Genomic DNA, 14,683 nt, shown 5'->3' with positions numbered 1-14,683 from the left:
AATGTCGAGGGTCAATTGACCATGAAAAGCCCGGAACTGCGGACTTTCCACCTCGCTTAAGAAAAGATTTACGATTTCAATCACTTGGCGTTAACTGCATATTTACCCTACCCGGTAACCATAAGGACAAGTTTTTTGCGTCCACAGGTAATCGAGTATCCCATGTCTCTTGTACGTCTTGCACATGAGTTGCCCATTGAGGCTCCGCGTACCGCCTGGCTTGATTCCATCATCAAAGGTGATTGCGTCGCGGCTCTGGAACGCCTGCCGGATCATTCCGTGGACGTTATTTTTGCCGATCCTCCCTATAATCTCCAGCTTGGCGGCGATTTGCATCGCCCCGACCATTCGATGGTCAGCGCAGTTGACGATCACTGGGATCAGTTCGAGAGCTTTCAGGCCTATGATGCCTTCACGCGTGCATGGCTTATGGCCTGCCGTCGTGTCCTGAAGCCGAATGGCACCATCTGGGTCATCGGCTCCTACCACAATATCTTCCGGGTTGGCTCGCAGTTGCAGGATCTCGGCTTCTGGCTCCTGAACGATGTCATCTGGCGCAAGACGAACCCGATGCCGAATTTCCGCGGCCGTCGTTTCCAGAACGCTCATGAAACGCTAATCTGGGCTTCGCGCGATCAGAAGGGCAAAGGTTACACTTTCAATTATGAAGCGATGAAGGCCGCCAATGACGACGTACAGATGCGCTCGGACTGGCTGTTCCCGATCTGCACCGGTTCTGAACGCCTGAAAGACGAAAATGGCGACAAGGTTCATCCAACCCAGAAGCCGGAAGCATTGCTTGCCCGCATCATGATGGCATCCAGCAAGCCTGGCGACGTCATTCTTGATCCGTTCTTCGGTTCTGGAACGACGGGTGCGGTTGCCAAGCGCCTCGGACGCCACTTCGTCGGTATCGAGCGCGAACAGAGCTATATCGATGCAGCGATGGCCCGTATTGACGCTGTTGAACCGCTCGGCAAAGCCGAACTGACGGTGATGACGGGCAAACGGGCCGAACCGCGTGTCGCGTTCACTAGCGTCCTCGAAGCGGGGCTTCTTCGTCCCGGCACGGTGCTTTGTGATGAACGTCGCCGTTTTGCTGCCATTGTTCGCGCGGATGGTACGCTGGCTGCCAACGGTGAAGCGGGTTCGATCCATCGTATCGGTGCAAAGGTTCAGGGCTTTGATGCCTGCAATGGATGGACTTTCTGGCACTACGAGGAAAACGGCGCGCTGAAGCCAATTGACGCCTTGCGTAAGGTCATTCGCGACCAGATGGCAGTTGCAGGCGCTTAAAGCGCGTCCCGAAAAGTGCGAAGCGGTTTTCGGATAAGATGCGCAAACGATTAGATATCGGACGGCCTCCAGCATAGTCTGATAGTGAGGCGCTCGAAGCATCGGCTTCGGGCGCCTTCGCTATTTTAGGCACGGAGCATTTCCTGTTTTGATTGAATCGTAGGAGATGCTCTATTCGTTTGTTTTTACGCATGTCTTTACCCCGAAGCCGGTTCCCGATTTCAGGGATGCTCTAAAGCGTGTCGCCGTTAACCGGATTCATGATTCCAGTTTGGCTTGAAGTATGCTTCACTTTGCCCATGGAAGGAGATGCACCATGGGCTAGCCGCATCCGATAGAGTTGCGTGAGCGTGTTGTTGCGCTTGTGAATGAGGGGCATGGCAACCGTGAAGCCGTTCGGCATTTCCGGGGTTCGCCTCGGTTCGTCAACAACATGGTGATCCTGCATCAGTAATCCGGTTCTCTGATCGCCGCCAAGCAGGACCACCCGCCTGGTGGTGCGAATCTCTTGGCTCATGGGGATTGGGTCCGCGAGCGGATGTCTGTCCGTAGAGTAACGACTTTGGACGAACTGTGGGTTGCGTTCGCGGAGCGCGGCATTGAAGTCCAACGTGCCATGGTAGGGCGATTTCTGCACCGGCTCGGGCTGAGCAATAAAAATGCCCCAAGGCAAGCGAGCAGCGCAGGCTTGAGATCGCCAAGGCGCGTGACCTGCGGATCAACCGTCGAAAGCGGTTCTTCAACAAAGCCTTGGCGCGGCTCATCTTTATCGACGAGACCTCCACGAATACGCGCCTGACAAAACGCACCGGATGGTCGGCCAAAGGAAGTCGCTTTGCCGACTATGCTCCGTTCGGGAACTGGAAGACGCAGACCTTCATTGCCGGACTGTGCTGCCATGGCCTGACCGCGCCATGGATCGTCGACGCTCCGATGAACAGCCGCATCTTCGAAAAATGGATTGTGAGACACCGCTTGTGCCGACACTGTCGCCCGGTGACGTCGTGATCCTCGATAATGTCGGCTTCCACAAAAGCGAAAGGGCGGAACAGTTGGTCAAGGCGGAAGGCGCATGGCTTCTATTCCTGCCGTCCTATTCGCCAGACCTGAATCCCATCGAAATGGCCTTCTCAAAACTCAAGGCACTCCTGCCAAAGCGCGCCGCGCGAAGCTTCGATGCCATCTCCAATGCTCTCGGTGGCATCATCAGCCTCTTCTCCGTCACCGAATGCCTAAACTTCTTCAAGGCAGCAGGATATGAGGCTGAATAAATGCGACACGCTTTAGCCTGTTTTGCCTGTGACAGCCCTGATACAGGCAAGCACCATATCTTGCGCCCGTTTCCTGTGCTTTTATTCGCGGTCAACTTGTTATAAGGTTTTGGCGGAAACTTATAACGCTGCTAACGGTAAGATTGGCTATAAGGTTTTTGGCAGGAACTTATAACGACATAGTTCAACTCGCCGCCGGTACGACCAACTCATTCGAAAAGGCCAAGGATGAAAGAGATCGACATCAGCTATAGAACGATGTTCGCGGAGTTGGCGCAGCGGACAATGGATGCACAATTCGTAGCAGACTTTCCTTTAGAAGGATGGTTTGTGACCGTAACTGTCAAAGATCGCGATTATTGGTATTTCGATCTCCCCACCCCCGAGGGCAAAGACAAACGAAGCTACGTCGGCCCCGCGAGCGACGAAGCCATCGCTAAGCGGGTAAGAGCCCACAAAGAGATCAAGGACAACATCCGAGAGCGTAGACGCATGGTTAGCACGCTGCGACGCGCCGGCCTTCCCGGTCCTGATCCCTTCGCTGGTGACGTCACGAAAGCCTTGGCCGATGCTGGGTTGTTCCGGCTGCGCGCCATCTTGATTGGGTCGGTGGCATTCAGCACCTATGCTGGAATGCTCGGTGTCCGGCTGCCCTCTGCCGCGCTGCAGACAGGCGACGCAGACTTCGCTCAGGACTTCGCAATATCGGCTGGTGTCCAAGATAGTCTCCCGCCAATCCTCGAAATCCTCCAGTCAGTCGACCCTGAATTCCGCGCGATTCCGCACCAGGCCGATAAGGCTAAGGTGGTCGCCTTCGTGAACGCCAAGGGCTATCGGGTGGAGTTCTTGACCGGAAATCGGGGATCAGAAGAATACACTGGCAAGCCGTCGCCCATGCCCGCCCTCGGCGGCGCGTCGGCGGAGAATCTGCGGTTCCTTGATTACCTGATCTACGAGCCTATCCGCACAGTGCTACTTTTCCGCGAAGGCATAAACGTTCTCGTTCCTGCTCCCGAGAGGTATGCCGTACACAAGCTGATTGTGTCGTCGCGAAGACTCACTGACACGTTGGGGCGTTTGAAAGCTGACAAAGATCTAACGCAAGCCGCTTTGCTCTTCGAAGCCCTCGTGCAAACGCGCCACGGCATTGAACTAAGCGATGCTTGGGAGGAAGCATGGGAGCGCGGTGATGCATGGAAAGAGGGTATTGTCAGCGGCCTATCTAGACTACCCAAAAACGGAGTTGAAGCGTTAAGAGAGGCACTCGGGTCCGATTTTGTCGAAGGCTTACTAAAAAGGTGATCGACAGATTTCGCGAGAAACGAAAGACGACGACAGGCCAGTCTATGATTAGGCATAAAAGGCCGTGATCCGCTCTACCGCCGCCATAGCGAAAGGGCGTGACGTTGGTCAAGGCGGAAGGCGCATGGCTTCTATTCCTGCCGTCCTATTCGCCAGACCTGAATCCCATCGAAATGGCCTTCTCAAAACTTAAGGCACTCCTGCGAAAGCGAGCCGCACGAAGCTTCGATGCCATCTCCTATGCTCTCGGTGACATCATCAGCCTCTTCTCCGTCACCGAATGCCTAAACTTCTTCAAGGCATCAGGATATGAGGCTGAATAAATGCGACACGCTTTAGAAGGCGAGACCCAGGGCTTTCAAATCAGCGCCCAACTTGCCCGCATCCGTAAAATGCACAGCCTGCCAGCCAGCCTGTCTGGCGCCATCCACATTGTGCATTGTGTCATCGATGAAAAGCGTTGCCGCGGGATCAAGGTCGAACGATGCAACGTGATGATCGTAGATTTCGCGGTCGGGTTTCAGCATATGAATGTCGCCCGATACGGTGACGCCCCGACTTTCGGCCAGAAAGGGAAAGCGAATCTGTGCTTCTCGGAAAGTGTCTAAAGCAAAATTCGTCAGCATGGTGACGTCATTGCCATGGCTGATCAGACCGCGCAGAATTTCGACGCTGTCCTCGTACGCATGGGGAACCATGCGGTTCCAGTTTTGCCGGAACGCACGAATATGATCGCGTTTCTCGGGATATGTATCGATCAGAAGTGATTCTGCTTCCTGCCAGCTTCTGCCGCGATCCTGTTCGATATTCCATGCGCTGGTGCAGATGTTTTCCAGAAACCACCGCCGTTCCGAAGCATCGGGAATGACATCGAGATAAGCAAGTTCAGGATCATAGTGGATCAGAACTCGGCCAATATCGAAGACGACATGCTTGACGGGACTGTTCAATGGTTTCTCCTCCCTCGTTTGAATGCTTCTGGTATGGCGGCGATGATCGCCTTTTTCATGACGGTGGGCAGCGCCTCATCGGAAAGGTCGTCTGGCTGTGACCACCATCCATCCGTAGACGCACTCTTGCTGACATTCTCGGAGCGATAGACCGACAATCTCAGTTCGAAATGTGTAAAAACATGCGTGATTGAACCGGAAGCGTTCCATTGTGCCGCGAACGGTGCTGCAGCGATTGTTGCATCTCCGTCGATACGCGCCGTCCAGTGGCTGCCCGGAACTTCGGTCATTCCGGCAAGCAGGCCTTCACCTTTCCGCTTGCGCAGGAGAATTGAACCATCCTCCGCAATGGCGATGAATGCCGCCCCGGTGCGAATTGGCTTTTCTGCTTTGGGGGCCTTTACCGGAAACTCCTCCGGATCGCGTGATTTGAGAGCCAAGCAATCATCGTTGAGCGGGCAGATCGCACAGGCTGGCCGTCGTGGCGTGCATATGGTTGCGCCCAGATCCATCATGGCCTGAGCAAAGTCTCCCGGTCTGTCGATGGGCGTCATTTGACCCATGAGTGCGCGGATTTCAGCTTTTGCAGCGGGCAGGGGCGTGTCGATTGTGTAGAGCCGCGAAATTACACGCTCCACATTGCCGTCGACCACGGCAGTCGCCTCGCCAAACGCGATTGCGGCGATCGCCGCCGAAGTGTAATCGCCGATGCCCGGCAGTTCCTTCAGTGCAATGGCATTGTCCGGAAACTTGCCGTTGTGCCGTAAGGCCACGGCGTCGGCACATTTTTTCAAGTTACGTGCACGCGAATAATAACCGAGCCCGGCCCATGCACGCAGAACATCGTCTTCACTCGCCTTTGCCATGGCCTGGACGGTGGGCCAGCGTTTTACGAATTTCATGAAGTAGGACTTGACCGCTTCCACCGTCGTCTGCTGAAGCATAATCTCGGAGAGCCAGACGCGATAGGGATCGGGCTTGACGCCGGAGGTCTGTTCGGACGGGCTCACGCGCCACGGCAGAATGCGATGGTGCCGGTCATACCAGCGCAAGAGCTTTGTGGATTGATCGGAATTGGTAGAATTCAGCATGAGAAGGACATCGGTTAACAGTTGGGCAGCATTCTGATTAATGCCTTATTTTTACAATTGATAGAAACAACGCTGTGCATAATAAATCCTAGCGCATAGAAGTCTCATTGTGGGCCTTCTGATGTGCTAGGTTGGAAAGAGAATAAGTGGACCATTCTATACCTGTCTATGTCATCAATCTTGCGCGGTCACGGGATCGCTGGGACAGGCTGAAGTCCAATGCGGATGCGCTTTCGATCGATCTGAGGCGCGTGGAAGCCGTTGAGGGAAAACTGCTGTCTCCGGAAGAACTGACGGATTTCGATGATGCAGGCTTTCGCCGTTGGCACGGTAAAACTGTACTGCCCGCGGAAATCGGTTGTTATTTCAGCCATATCCAAGTGCTGGAAATGATAGCCGCAGCACCTGAATCTTTTGCGGTCATTGTGGAAGATGACGTAGTTTTCACTCCTGCTTTTCAACCGTTCCTGACGTATTTGACAAAGGTGACGGGTTGGGATGCGGTTAAACTCGTGAATCACAGGACGTCTGCCTTTCGCCCGTTTCAAAAAGCCGACGATCAGTTTTCCATAGGTCGCTGTCTGCATGGCCCGCTGGGCAGTTCAGCAGCATATGTCGTAACCAGGGAAGGCGCGTCGAAAATGCTGAAGGCGCTCCGGCCCATGCGACTGCCTTATGATGTTGCATTGGAACGTGGGTGGGCTGGTGCATATCAGGTTTTTACGACCGACAAGCCGGTCGTCGAATTTTCGGATATTGCGATCTCTACGATCGCTCAGGGGCGTTCTGCCTACGCCAAGAAGCGTTTACCCGTATACAAAAGGATAACTACCCTTGTGTTTCGAGTAACTGATTATGTCCGACGAATCGCCTACGCTCTTGATAAGAAGGGCTTAAGAGAGGGCAGAGATTGAGTTATTTTAAAAAGTCTTTTCTCCTGCGGCGCCGGATAGATTCCTGGGTGCTCGGGATAGCGTCGGCCGCGATGCCCATTCGCATCGGTTTTGGACCGCTGATACTTTTCGTCTTTTCATGCATCGGCATTTATCTTGCCTGCGGACGTCACGCGACGACACGTATGTTCGCCAAAAAGTTCTATCTTTTCATAGTCTTATATGCTGTATGGTCGCTGGGCTTGATCCTGTTTCGAGGCGAGCCCTTCCACGATAACCGGCAGATCGGCTATACTCTGCTAATTGCCATTTTCGCTTTTGCTGGTTCGGGGATGGTGCTCGTTCGCGATCCGTTGCGAGCTTATGTTCTCGGCGCGCGGGTTGGAACGTTGCTTGCCGTGGTCATCGCACTTTATCTTGCTGTGACCAATGGCGGCCGTATTGGTGTCGGCGGCAATCAGGCAGTCTTTGCATTCGTTGCAGCAGTGGCGGCGATCTCGGCTGCAGTCCCCCTGCGCAACGCCTCCCGATATTTGCCGAACGGCCCACATTGGCTGGTGTTGGGGTTCACTGCGGTTTTAACTTCTGAAACACGAGCAGTCATTGTGGTCTTGCCGATATTTGCGGCCATAGAAATTCTTATTTTCCTAAGGCGTTTCAGCATCAGGCAACAGGGAGCGGCTTATGCGATACTGTTCGCAGCAATAGCGGCTCTCGTCGTTGTCGGACCGGTTGGCGATATTATCTCCAAACGGTTCGCGGGTATGGTGGAATACTATGACAGCGGCAACAGTTCCAACTGGGACGATAAAGTGTCTGCCGATATCCGTGAGGTCATGTGGACGAGCGCGTCCCATGTCATCAAAACTCACCCTTTCACAGGAGTAGGCTCCTATTCGAAGATGGATTTCGTGAAGACTGAGGCTGGTGACAAGGCTCCAATGTTGGAAGGCTTCCGTCATGTCCATAACACGATTCTTGATGAGTTACTGAACGACGGGATTATCGGCCTCATCTTTATGGCTTGTGCATTTATCTCGATCTTCGTCTATCTGTGGCGTACAGCCGATAGCTGGGCGATGCGACGAGCATTGATTTACTTCGCGGTGGTGTGCGGCAGCTACGGCATGTTGCACAATCCGCTTTTGCACGAGGTAACCATCGCCTCGACTATGTTCTTCCTTGCAGCACTTAATGCGGCTGCATCGCGGCGAATGATGGCCGCGCGCCGCGCAGGTCTCACCTCGTATATTTTTGGAAAGAAATCAGCCGCATGAAAGCCATTGTAACGGGCGCAGCCGGGTTTATCGGGTTCCACACGGCGCAACGACTGCTGGATGAAGGCTGGCAGGTCATTGGCATAGACAATGTGAACGACTATTATCCGGTTGCCCTGAAAGAAACCCGGCTCTCCAAACTTCATATGAGGGATGGTTTCAGGTTTGCGAAGGCGGATATTTCCGATGCAGAAGCGTTCAATGCGGCGATCGGCGCTGATCGGGATGCAGATATCATCGTGCATCTGGCAGCACAGGCGGGTGTGCGATACTCCATTGAGAACCCCACCGTCTATATCTCCGCTAATGTGCAGGGACAGGTCACGGTCTTCGAAACCGCGCTGAGACTGGATAAGCGACCGCCTGTCGTTTATGCCAGCTCATCGTCGGTCTATGGCGCGAATGAAAAGGTGCCTTTCTCCGAAAGCGATCCTGTCGATCATCCCGTCTCGATCTATGCCGCGACAAAGCGTTCGGGCGAACTACTGGCCTACTCCTACCGTCACGTGCACAAGCTCCACTCTGCGGGCTTGCGCTTCTTTACCGTCTACGGTCCTTACGGGCGGCCTGACATGGCGCCATGGCTGTTCACGTCCGCGATCCTCAAGGGTGAGCCGATCCGGGTGTTCAATAATGGTGAGATGCAGCGGGACTTCACCTTCGTGGACGATATCGTCAGCGGTGTAGTCGGTGCGGTACGGCGCATACTCGACAAGCCGGAAGATACCGCACCTGTTTATAATCTTGGCAACAACCGGCCCGTAATGCTGAACGATTTCATTGCTGCAATCGAGAAAGCGACGGGCAAGGAGGCAATCCGTAAGCTGGAATCTATGCCAGCCGCCGACGTGCCGCGCACCTATGCCGACATCACGCTTGCTGCTGGCGATCTTGGCTTTAGCCCGAAAACGACACTCGATCAGGGGATTCCTTTGTTTGTCGAGTGGTTTCGCGGCTATAATGGAGCGCGATGAGCGAACCAACATCCAGACGCGGCTTCAGGCCGCTGGCAGACATGGCTTCGGGTCTGGTGGACCCGATGCTGCAAAAGCGTGCCGGTATCAATCTCGCCTTGCTTCAGTCGTGGGAAGATATTGTCGGGCCTGCCATCGGTGCAACGTCACGTCCGCTGCGCATTATCTGGCCGCGCCGTCTGCATGAGGACGATCCGTTTTCACCAGCAACGCTGATTATCGCCTGCGAAGGCTTCGCTGCCTTGCAAGTCCAGCATGAAACAGGGGAAATTATCAGTCGTATTAATGGCTTTCTCGGCTTCTCGGCAGTCGGGCGCATTCGCATCGAACAGAAGCCACCAGTCATTCCAGCCAAGCGTCGGATAAAGAGGCTGGCGCCGCTTGGGCCTGCCGAAGAACGCCGCATCGACAAGGCCACGGACGGTATCGAAGATGACGCGCTTCGCGCAGCACTGGCACGTCTTGGCAAGAACATTCTCGCAGAGAAGCGGACAATCGGTCGAAAAGACGGTAAGGACAGCTGAATTCGGCCTGCTGCCATAAAATTGATGCAAGCTTTCAGCAGTTTGAACTTGGCACCCCAATTGATTGTCGCAAATATGAAGACAAAAAACGCAAGGCGCTGACTTTCATGTGAACGCTGCGGGTCTAGCGAAGTGCGATCTGCCGCTTTAGATTGTATGTCGAAGTCAACTATTGAAACAGGACTGGATGATTCGGATGCCTGCAGCGTTTAATCGCAGACACGTTATTTCTCTTGCCGGAGCAGCGGCTGCCGGGCTGGCGTTTGCCGGTGGCGCGAATGCGCAGCAGCGCGATCCTGAAGGCACCGTTGATGCGGCCAAGATTGCCGAACCCGGCAAGCTCAAGGATATGGTCTATGGCAAGGCTGACGCGCCGGTCACCATCGTTGAATATGCATCGCTGACCTGCCCACATTGCGCAGATTTTACGATCAACACATTCCCGAAAATCAAGGAAAAATATATCGATACGGGCAAAGCACGGCTCATCTTCCGTGAGTTCCCGTTCGATCCGCGCGCGACTGCCGCTTTCATGCTGGCGCGCTGCGCACCGGAAGACCGTTATTTCCCGATGGTCGACGTTTTCTTCAAGCAGCAGCAGCAGTGGGCAACCGCCGAAGACGGTGAGGCAGCTCTCCTGCAAATTGCAAAACTTGCCGGTTTTACACAGGAGTCCTTCAAGGCTTGCTTGACGAACCAGCAAGTTCTCGATGATGTGAGAGCAACGATGGAGCGTGGGTCGAAGGATTTCGGTGTGAATGCAACGCCGACTTTCTTCATTAACGGACAAAAATACGCTGGAGCGCTTTCGGTTGACGAAATGTCGGCAATCATCGACAAGCTTCTCTGATCCGTTTTTCAGATCGAAAAGCGGGCGCTTCTCTGCGCCCGCTTTTTGCGTTTTTGAGATAGGGCATTTCCAGCAAAATTGCGAAGCGGTTTTGCGTGGGATAATGCGTACAAACAATGAGCTGGAGCGGTTCCAGTACCCAGTTTTAACAGGCACCGCTCTCGCTGCAGGAGGGGCATTCTGATGCGCTTCTCCAAGCTGCGCCTTGTTGGTTTCAAATCCTTCGTCGAGCCCATGGAGTTCGTCATCGAAGGCGGGCTGACCGGCGTTGTCGGCCCAAATGGCTGCGGCAAATCCAATCTGGTCGAAGCGTTGCGCTGGGTGATGGGTGAAAACTCATACAAGAACATGCGCGCCTCCGGCATGGACGATGTGATCTTTTCCGGCTCGGCCACGCGGCCCGCGCGCAATACTGCGGAAGTCACGCTTTTTCTTGACAATTCCGACCGCACTGCGCCTGCCGCTTACAATGATGCGGACGAATTGCAGGTCTCTCGCCGTATCGAACGGGAATCCGGGTCGGTCTATCGCATCAATGGCAAGGAAGCGCGTGCCAAGGATGTGCAGCTTCTCTTTGCGGACCAGTCCACCGGCGCACGTTCGCCCTCCATGGTCGGGCAGGGGCGCATTGGCGAGCTTATTCAGGCAAAGCCGCAAGCCCGTCGTGCGCTTCTGGAAGAAGCGGCTGGCATCTCCGGCCTGCATACGCGCCGTCATGAGGCCGAGCTGCGCTTGCGTGCTGCTGAAACCAATCTCGAGCGTTTGGACGATGTGGTTGGCGAGCTTGGAAGCCAGATCGAAAGTCTGAAACGTCAGGCGCGTCAGGCAAACCGCTTCAAGGCACTTTCCGCAGATATTCGCCGGGCGGAAGCCGCACTTCTGCATTTGCGCTGGTCGCAGGCAAAGATGCAGGAAGGCGAGGCGCAAAGCGCCCTGGCGCAGGCAACCTCGGCTGTCGGTGACATGGCGCAAGCCCAGATGAACGCGGCGAAAGTACAGGCGGTCGGCGCACACAAACTGCCCGAACTGCGTGAGGCTGAAGCGAAAGCCGCGGCTGCATTGCAGCGCCTTTCCATTGCCAGAACGCAGCTTGATGAGGAAGGCGAACGTCTTCGTGCCCGTCGGGCAGAGTTGATAAAGCGTCTTGAGCAGCTTTCCGCCGACATCGCGCGCGAAGAAGAAATGATGCGTGAGAACGCCGACATTCTGGCGCGTCTCGATGACGAAGAACAGGAACTGATCGCTTCCGCTGAAGAATCCGGCGAGCGCGATCAGGAACTGCATGCACTGTTTGAGGAAGCGGAAGTTCAATTGCAGGACAGCGAGAGCGCTTTGTCCCGCGTGACGGCCGAACGTGCCGAAGCTGCCGCAGAGCGTGTGCAGATCGAACGTGTATTGAAGGAAACACGTGATCGTCGTGACCGTCTTTCTGTCCAGATGGAAGCGATCGAGCGCGACATCGCTGCTGTCGCGGAACAGATCGGTGGCCTGTTCGATCCGGCGGAAAAGCGCATCGTAGTCGATCGCTGTGCGGAAGCACTGGCATCCGCTGAGGAACTGGTCGCAAGCGCGGAAGAGCTCGTTGCAAGCGCGCGCGAAGCGGAAGCCGCCAGCCGCCAACCTTTGAGCGAGGCGCGTACCGAACTGAATCGCATCGAAACGGAAGCGCAGACGTTGGCCCGCATTCTGAATGCTGGTGAAACGGGGCAATTCCCGCCAGTGGTGGAAGAACTGCGTGTTGAGAAAGGCTATGAAGTAGCACTTGGTGCGGCACTCGGCGAAGATCTTGATGCGGCAAGCGATGAACATGCACCGGTCTACTGGGCTTACAATCCCGCAGCCAATGCCGATCCCGCTCTGCCCGACGGCGTGACACCCTTGGATCGGCTGGTAGAAGGGCCGCAGCAATTACGCCGTAGGCTGGCACAGGTCGGCGTTGTCTCGGAAAGTGAAGGCAAGCGCCTGCAGGCCATGTTGCGGCCCGGCCAGCGGCTCGTCAGCAAGACCGGAGCGCTCTGGCGCTGGGATGGCTATACGGCAAGCGCTGATGCGCCGACCCCGACAGCTCAGCGACTGGCACAAAAAAACCGGTTGGTGGAACTCGAACAGGAAGCGATTGCCGCGCGCAAACGTGCCGAGCAGGCTGAGCAGGATGTGCAGCGAACCGAAGCAGGCGTCCGCAAGGCCGTCGAACAGGAACGTGTCGCGCGCGATCAATGGCGTGCCAACCAGCGCAAGCTTGATGAAGCGCGTGAGGCTCTCGCGGCTGCGGAGCGTGCAGCAGGCCAATTGGCAACACGCCGTGCCGGTCTGGAAGACAGCAAGGCGCATCTGGAAGAAAATCTCGAAGAAGCGCAGATCCGTGTCACGGAAGCCGAAGAGCGGCTTGGCGAAATGCCGGATATCGATGCGATTGGCGAACGCCTTGCCGCATTGAGCAGCGAAGTCATGTCGGACCGCACGGCTTTGGCAGAAGCGCGCGCCGCCTATGAGGGGCTGCGGCGCGAGGCTGATGCTCGCAAACGGCGGCTGGAAATGATTGCGCTGGAGCGTCGCAACTGGAAATCCCGGGCCGAAAATGCTGACCGACATATAGCTGCTTTGAATGATCGCCGTGAGGAAACGGCGGATGAGGCCGAGACGCTTGCGGAAGCGCCTGACGAAATCGAGAACCGCCGCCGGGCGCTTTTGAACGAGCTTTCGCAGGCTGATGCCCTTCGAAAACAGGCTGGCGATATTCTGGCCGAGGCTGAGGCTGCGCAGGCGGAACTCGACAAGACGGCGACCCTTGCCATCCAGCAACTCGCGGCAAGTCGTGAACAGCGTGCGCGTGCCGAAGAACGTCTTGCGGCGGCGGAAGAGCGGCGCAAGGATGCCGAAGCCCGGATCGCCGAAGCGCTGAACTGCCCACCGCACGAGGCTATTCGCCAGACGGGTTTAAGGCCGGATGAAGCTTTGCCCGATCCCGATCAATTGGAACGCCAGTTGGAGCGGTTGAAGATTGAGCGGGAGCGGCTCGGGGCGGTTAATCTGCGCGCCGATGAGGAACAGGAAGAACTGTCCGGACGCCTGGATACCATCGTCTCCGAGCGTGAAGATGTGATCGAGGCGATCAAGAAATTGCGTCAGGCGATCCAGAGCCTCAATCGCGAGGGACGCGAACGTCTACTGGCTGCGTTCGACGTGGTGAATGTACAGTTCCAGCGCCTGTTCACACATCTGTTTGGCGGCGGCACGGCGGAACTGCAACTGATCGAAAGCGACGATCCGCTGGAAGCCGGTCTGGAAATCCTCGCCCGTCCGCCCGGCAAGAAGCCGCAGACCATGACGCTCCTTTCCGGCGGTGAGCAGGCGCTGACAGCCATGGCGCTCATCTTTGCTGTGTTCCTCACCAATCCGGCGCCGATCTGCGTACTCGATGAAGTGGATGCACCGCTGGATGACCACAATGTGGAGCGTTACTGCAATCTGATGGATGAAATGGCGGCTTCGACCGAAACGCGCTTCGTGGTCATCACGCATAATCCGATCACTATGGCACGCATGAACCGTCTCTTCGGCGTGACGATGGGTGAACAGGGCGTGAGTCAGCTCGTTTCTGTGGACTTGCAGACGGCTGAACGGCTGCGCGAAGCGGGATGACGATCATAAATCTTCAGAGCTAACAGTATGGGCGACAATTTCGGTCGCGTAAATCACTGGATCGTGTAACGTCCTAGCGCCACTTATATCCACCGGGCTGCCTGCCATTGCTGACGAAAACGTTTATCCGTCGCGACGGCACGGGCCGGAGGCATCATCAGCTCGGCAATCTGAGCCTGAATGTTGGGAAATGGCGCGCGCGCGAGGGCGATGTCGGTGCGGCGCAGAACAGCGTCGTTGCTTGGCGTTTCTGGAACAGCGCTTCGGGGAAGGTTACAAGGATGGCGGTGGCCTACCACTCTTGCCGACGCGGCTGATGGCAGGACTTGCAATCCTCCCGCCTATCTGCGCGATCTCTTCATCAGCCTCGCCAACGGTCATCTGGCCAAAGACATCGACGCCCTGATGCCATGGGCATATGCCGTCCACATCAATGCCTCTCAATGAGCTCATCCGGCACTATACGGCGAGCTCATTGCATCATTCACCGCATTTCAACGCAAAAGCGTGCCAACCAAGGACCAACGGTCGTTTGTTATGGGGGTTGCTGTGCCGTTTTGGAATTTGCCTGCCAACGGTCATATGAAGACCGATGACAGGCTGGCGATACAAT

Annotated in this window: 13 protein-coding genes and 2 pseudogenes; 12 read left to right on the top strand and 3 right to left on the bottom strand. The window is 55.8% G+C overall.

Features of this window, described 5'->3' with window-relative positions:
- Positions 1-162 precede the first annotated feature (162 nt).
- A complete protein-coding gene (locus MKS82_RS06985) occupies positions 163-1,296 on the top strand; it encodes a site-specific DNA-methyltransferase (RefSeq protein ID WP_109986196.1) in 1,134 nt (377 codons plus the stop codon).
- Between the two features lie 232 nt (positions 1,297-1,528).
- On the opposite strand, the gene MKS82_RS06980 is transcribed toward MKS82_RS06985, so the two are convergent.
- Positions 1,529-1,813: a hypothetical protein gene (locus MKS82_RS06980; protein ID WP_235923387.1), complete on the bottom strand. Its 285-nt coding sequence runs from the start codon at positions 1,811-1,813 to the stop codon at positions 1,529-1,531.
- A 233-nt stretch (positions 1,814-2,046) separates the two neighbouring features.
- On the opposite strand from MKS82_RS06980, the gene MKS82_RS29510 reads away from it, so the two are divergent.
- The 4 genes and pseudogenes from MKS82_RS29510 to MKS82_RS06965 form a co-directional block, all read left to right on the top strand.
- Positions 2,047-2,304 carry a transposase gene (locus MKS82_RS29510; RefSeq protein ID WP_268878391.1) on the top strand — a complete coding sequence of 86 codons (258 nt, stop codon included), beginning with the start codon at positions 2,047-2,049 and terminating at the stop codon, positions 2,302-2,304.
- Positions 2,211-2,567, top strand: coding sequence for a transposase (locus tag MKS82_RS06975; protein ID WP_240578577.1), 357 nt, complete (start codon positions 2,211-2,213; stop codon positions 2,565-2,567). Before MKS82_RS29510 ends, MKS82_RS06975 begins: the two co-directional genes overlap by 94 nt.
- Before the next feature lie 228 nt (positions 2,568-2,795).
- Complete coding sequence (locus tag MKS82_RS06970) at positions 2,796-3,869, top strand: nucleotidyltransferase family protein (protein ID WP_140019997.1); 1,074 nt, start codon at positions 2,796-2,798, stop codon at positions 3,867-3,869.
- A gap of 110 nt (positions 3,870-3,979) precedes the next feature.
- Positions 3,980-4,192 (top strand): annotated as a pseudogene (locus MKS82_RS06965) (transposase); the annotation flags it as partial.
- A gap of 12 nt (positions 4,193-4,204) precedes the next feature.
- Here the strand turns inward: MKS82_RS06965 and MKS82_RS06960 are convergent.
- Positions 4,205-4,819, bottom strand: a complete 615-nt coding sequence (locus MKS82_RS06960; RefSeq protein ID WP_109986198.1) for an HAD-IA family hydrolase — start codon at positions 4,817-4,819, stop codon at positions 4,205-4,207.
- On the bottom strand, positions 4,816-5,910 hold the full coding sequence (mutY, locus tag MKS82_RS06955) for an A/G-specific adenine glycosylase (protein WP_109986199.1): 1,095 nt from the start codon (positions 5,908-5,910) through the stop codon (positions 4,816-4,818). Before mutY ends, MKS82_RS06960 begins: the two co-directional genes overlap by 4 nt.
- 146 nt (positions 5,911-6,056) lie before the next feature.
- On the opposite strand from mutY, the gene MKS82_RS06950 reads away from it, so the two are divergent.
- From MKS82_RS06950 to MKS82_RS06920, 7 genes and pseudogenes are all read left to right on the top strand, one after another.
- On the top strand, positions 6,057-6,824 hold the full coding sequence (locus MKS82_RS06950) for a glycosyltransferase family 25 protein (RefSeq protein ID WP_109986200.1): 768 nt from the start codon (positions 6,057-6,059) through the stop codon (positions 6,822-6,824).
- 71 nt (positions 6,825-6,895) lie between these two features.
- Positions 6,896-8,080, top strand: coding sequence for an O-antigen ligase family protein (locus MKS82_RS06945; protein WP_240578576.1), 1,185 nt, complete (start codon positions 6,896-6,898; stop codon positions 8,078-8,080).
- Entirely contained in the window at positions 8,077-9,054 is a 978-nt protein-coding gene (locus MKS82_RS06940; RefSeq protein ID WP_240578575.1) for an SDR family NAD(P)-dependent oxidoreductase, read from the top strand. Before MKS82_RS06945 ends, MKS82_RS06940 begins: the two co-directional genes overlap by 4 nt.
- Positions 9,051-9,578, top strand: a complete 528-nt coding sequence (locus MKS82_RS06935) for a DUF721 domain-containing protein (protein WP_140019992.1) — start codon at positions 9,051-9,053, stop codon at positions 9,576-9,578. Before MKS82_RS06940 ends, MKS82_RS06935 begins: the two co-directional genes overlap by 4 nt.
- A gap of 196 nt (positions 9,579-9,774) precedes the next feature.
- Positions 9,775-10,428, top strand: a complete 654-nt coding sequence (locus MKS82_RS06930; protein ID WP_040130231.1) for a DsbA family protein — start codon at positions 9,775-9,777, stop codon at positions 10,426-10,428.
- Positions 10,429-10,611: 183 nt separating this feature from the next.
- Entirely contained in the window at positions 10,612-14,070 is a 3,459-nt protein-coding gene (gene smc, locus MKS82_RS06925) for a chromosome segregation protein SMC (RefSeq protein WP_109986204.1), read from the top strand.
- A 333-nt stretch (positions 14,071-14,403) separates the two neighbouring features.
- Positions 14,404-14,517 (top strand): annotated as a pseudogene (locus tag MKS82_RS06920) (transposase domain-containing protein); the annotation flags it as partial.
- Between the last annotated feature and the right edge of the window lie 166 nt (positions 14,518-14,683).

The organism is Ochrobactrum sp. A-1 (genome assembly GCF_022488005.1).
GTDB lineage: Bacteria > Pseudomonadota > Alphaproteobacteria > Rhizobiales > Rhizobiaceae > Brucella.
Note: the sequence above shows the minus strand (reverse complement) of the source record. Positions and strands in the feature narration are given on the sequence as shown.

What these genes read in the sequence shown, in the direction of transcription:
- MKS82_RS06940 (WP_240578575.1), top strand. Translation starts at nt 8,077, where the DNA reads ATGAAAGCCATTGTAACGGGCGCAGCCGGGTTTATCGGGTTCCACACG.
- MKS82_RS06935 (WP_140019992.1), top strand. Translation starts at nt 9,051, where the DNA reads ATGAGCGAACCAACATCCAGACGCGGCTTCAGGCCGCTGGCAGACATG.
- smc (WP_109986204.1), top strand. Translation starts at nt 10,612, where the DNA reads ATGCGCTTCTCCAAGCTGCGCCTTGTTGGTTTCAAATCCTTCGTCGAG.
- MKS82_RS06980 (WP_235923387.1), bottom strand. Translation starts at nt 1,813, where the DNA reads ATGAGCCAAGAGATTCGCACCACCAGGCGGGTGGTCCTGCTTGGCGGC.
- MKS82_RS06930 (WP_040130231.1), top strand. Translation starts at nt 9,775, where the DNA reads ATGCCTGCAGCGTTTAATCGCAGACACGTTATTTCTCTTGCCGGAGCA.
- MKS82_RS06985 (WP_109986196.1), top strand. Translation starts at nt 163, where the DNA reads ATGTCTCTTGTACGTCTTGCACATGAGTTGCCCATTGAGGCTCCGCGT.
- MKS82_RS06945 (WP_240578576.1), top strand. Translation starts at nt 6,896, where the DNA reads ATGCCCATTCGCATCGGTTTTGGACCGCTGATACTTTTCGTCTTTTCA.
- MKS82_RS06975 (WP_240578577.1), top strand. Translation starts at nt 2,211, where the DNA reads ATGGATCGTCGACGCTCCGATGAACAGCCGCATCTTCGAAAAATGGAT.
- mutY (WP_109986199.1), bottom strand. Translation starts at nt 5,910, where the DNA reads ATGCTGAATTCTACCAATTCCGATCAATCCACAAAGCTCTTGCGCTGG.
- MKS82_RS06970 (WP_140019997.1), top strand. Translation starts at nt 2,796, where the DNA reads ATGAAAGAGATCGACATCAGCTATAGAACGATGTTCGCGGAGTTGGCG.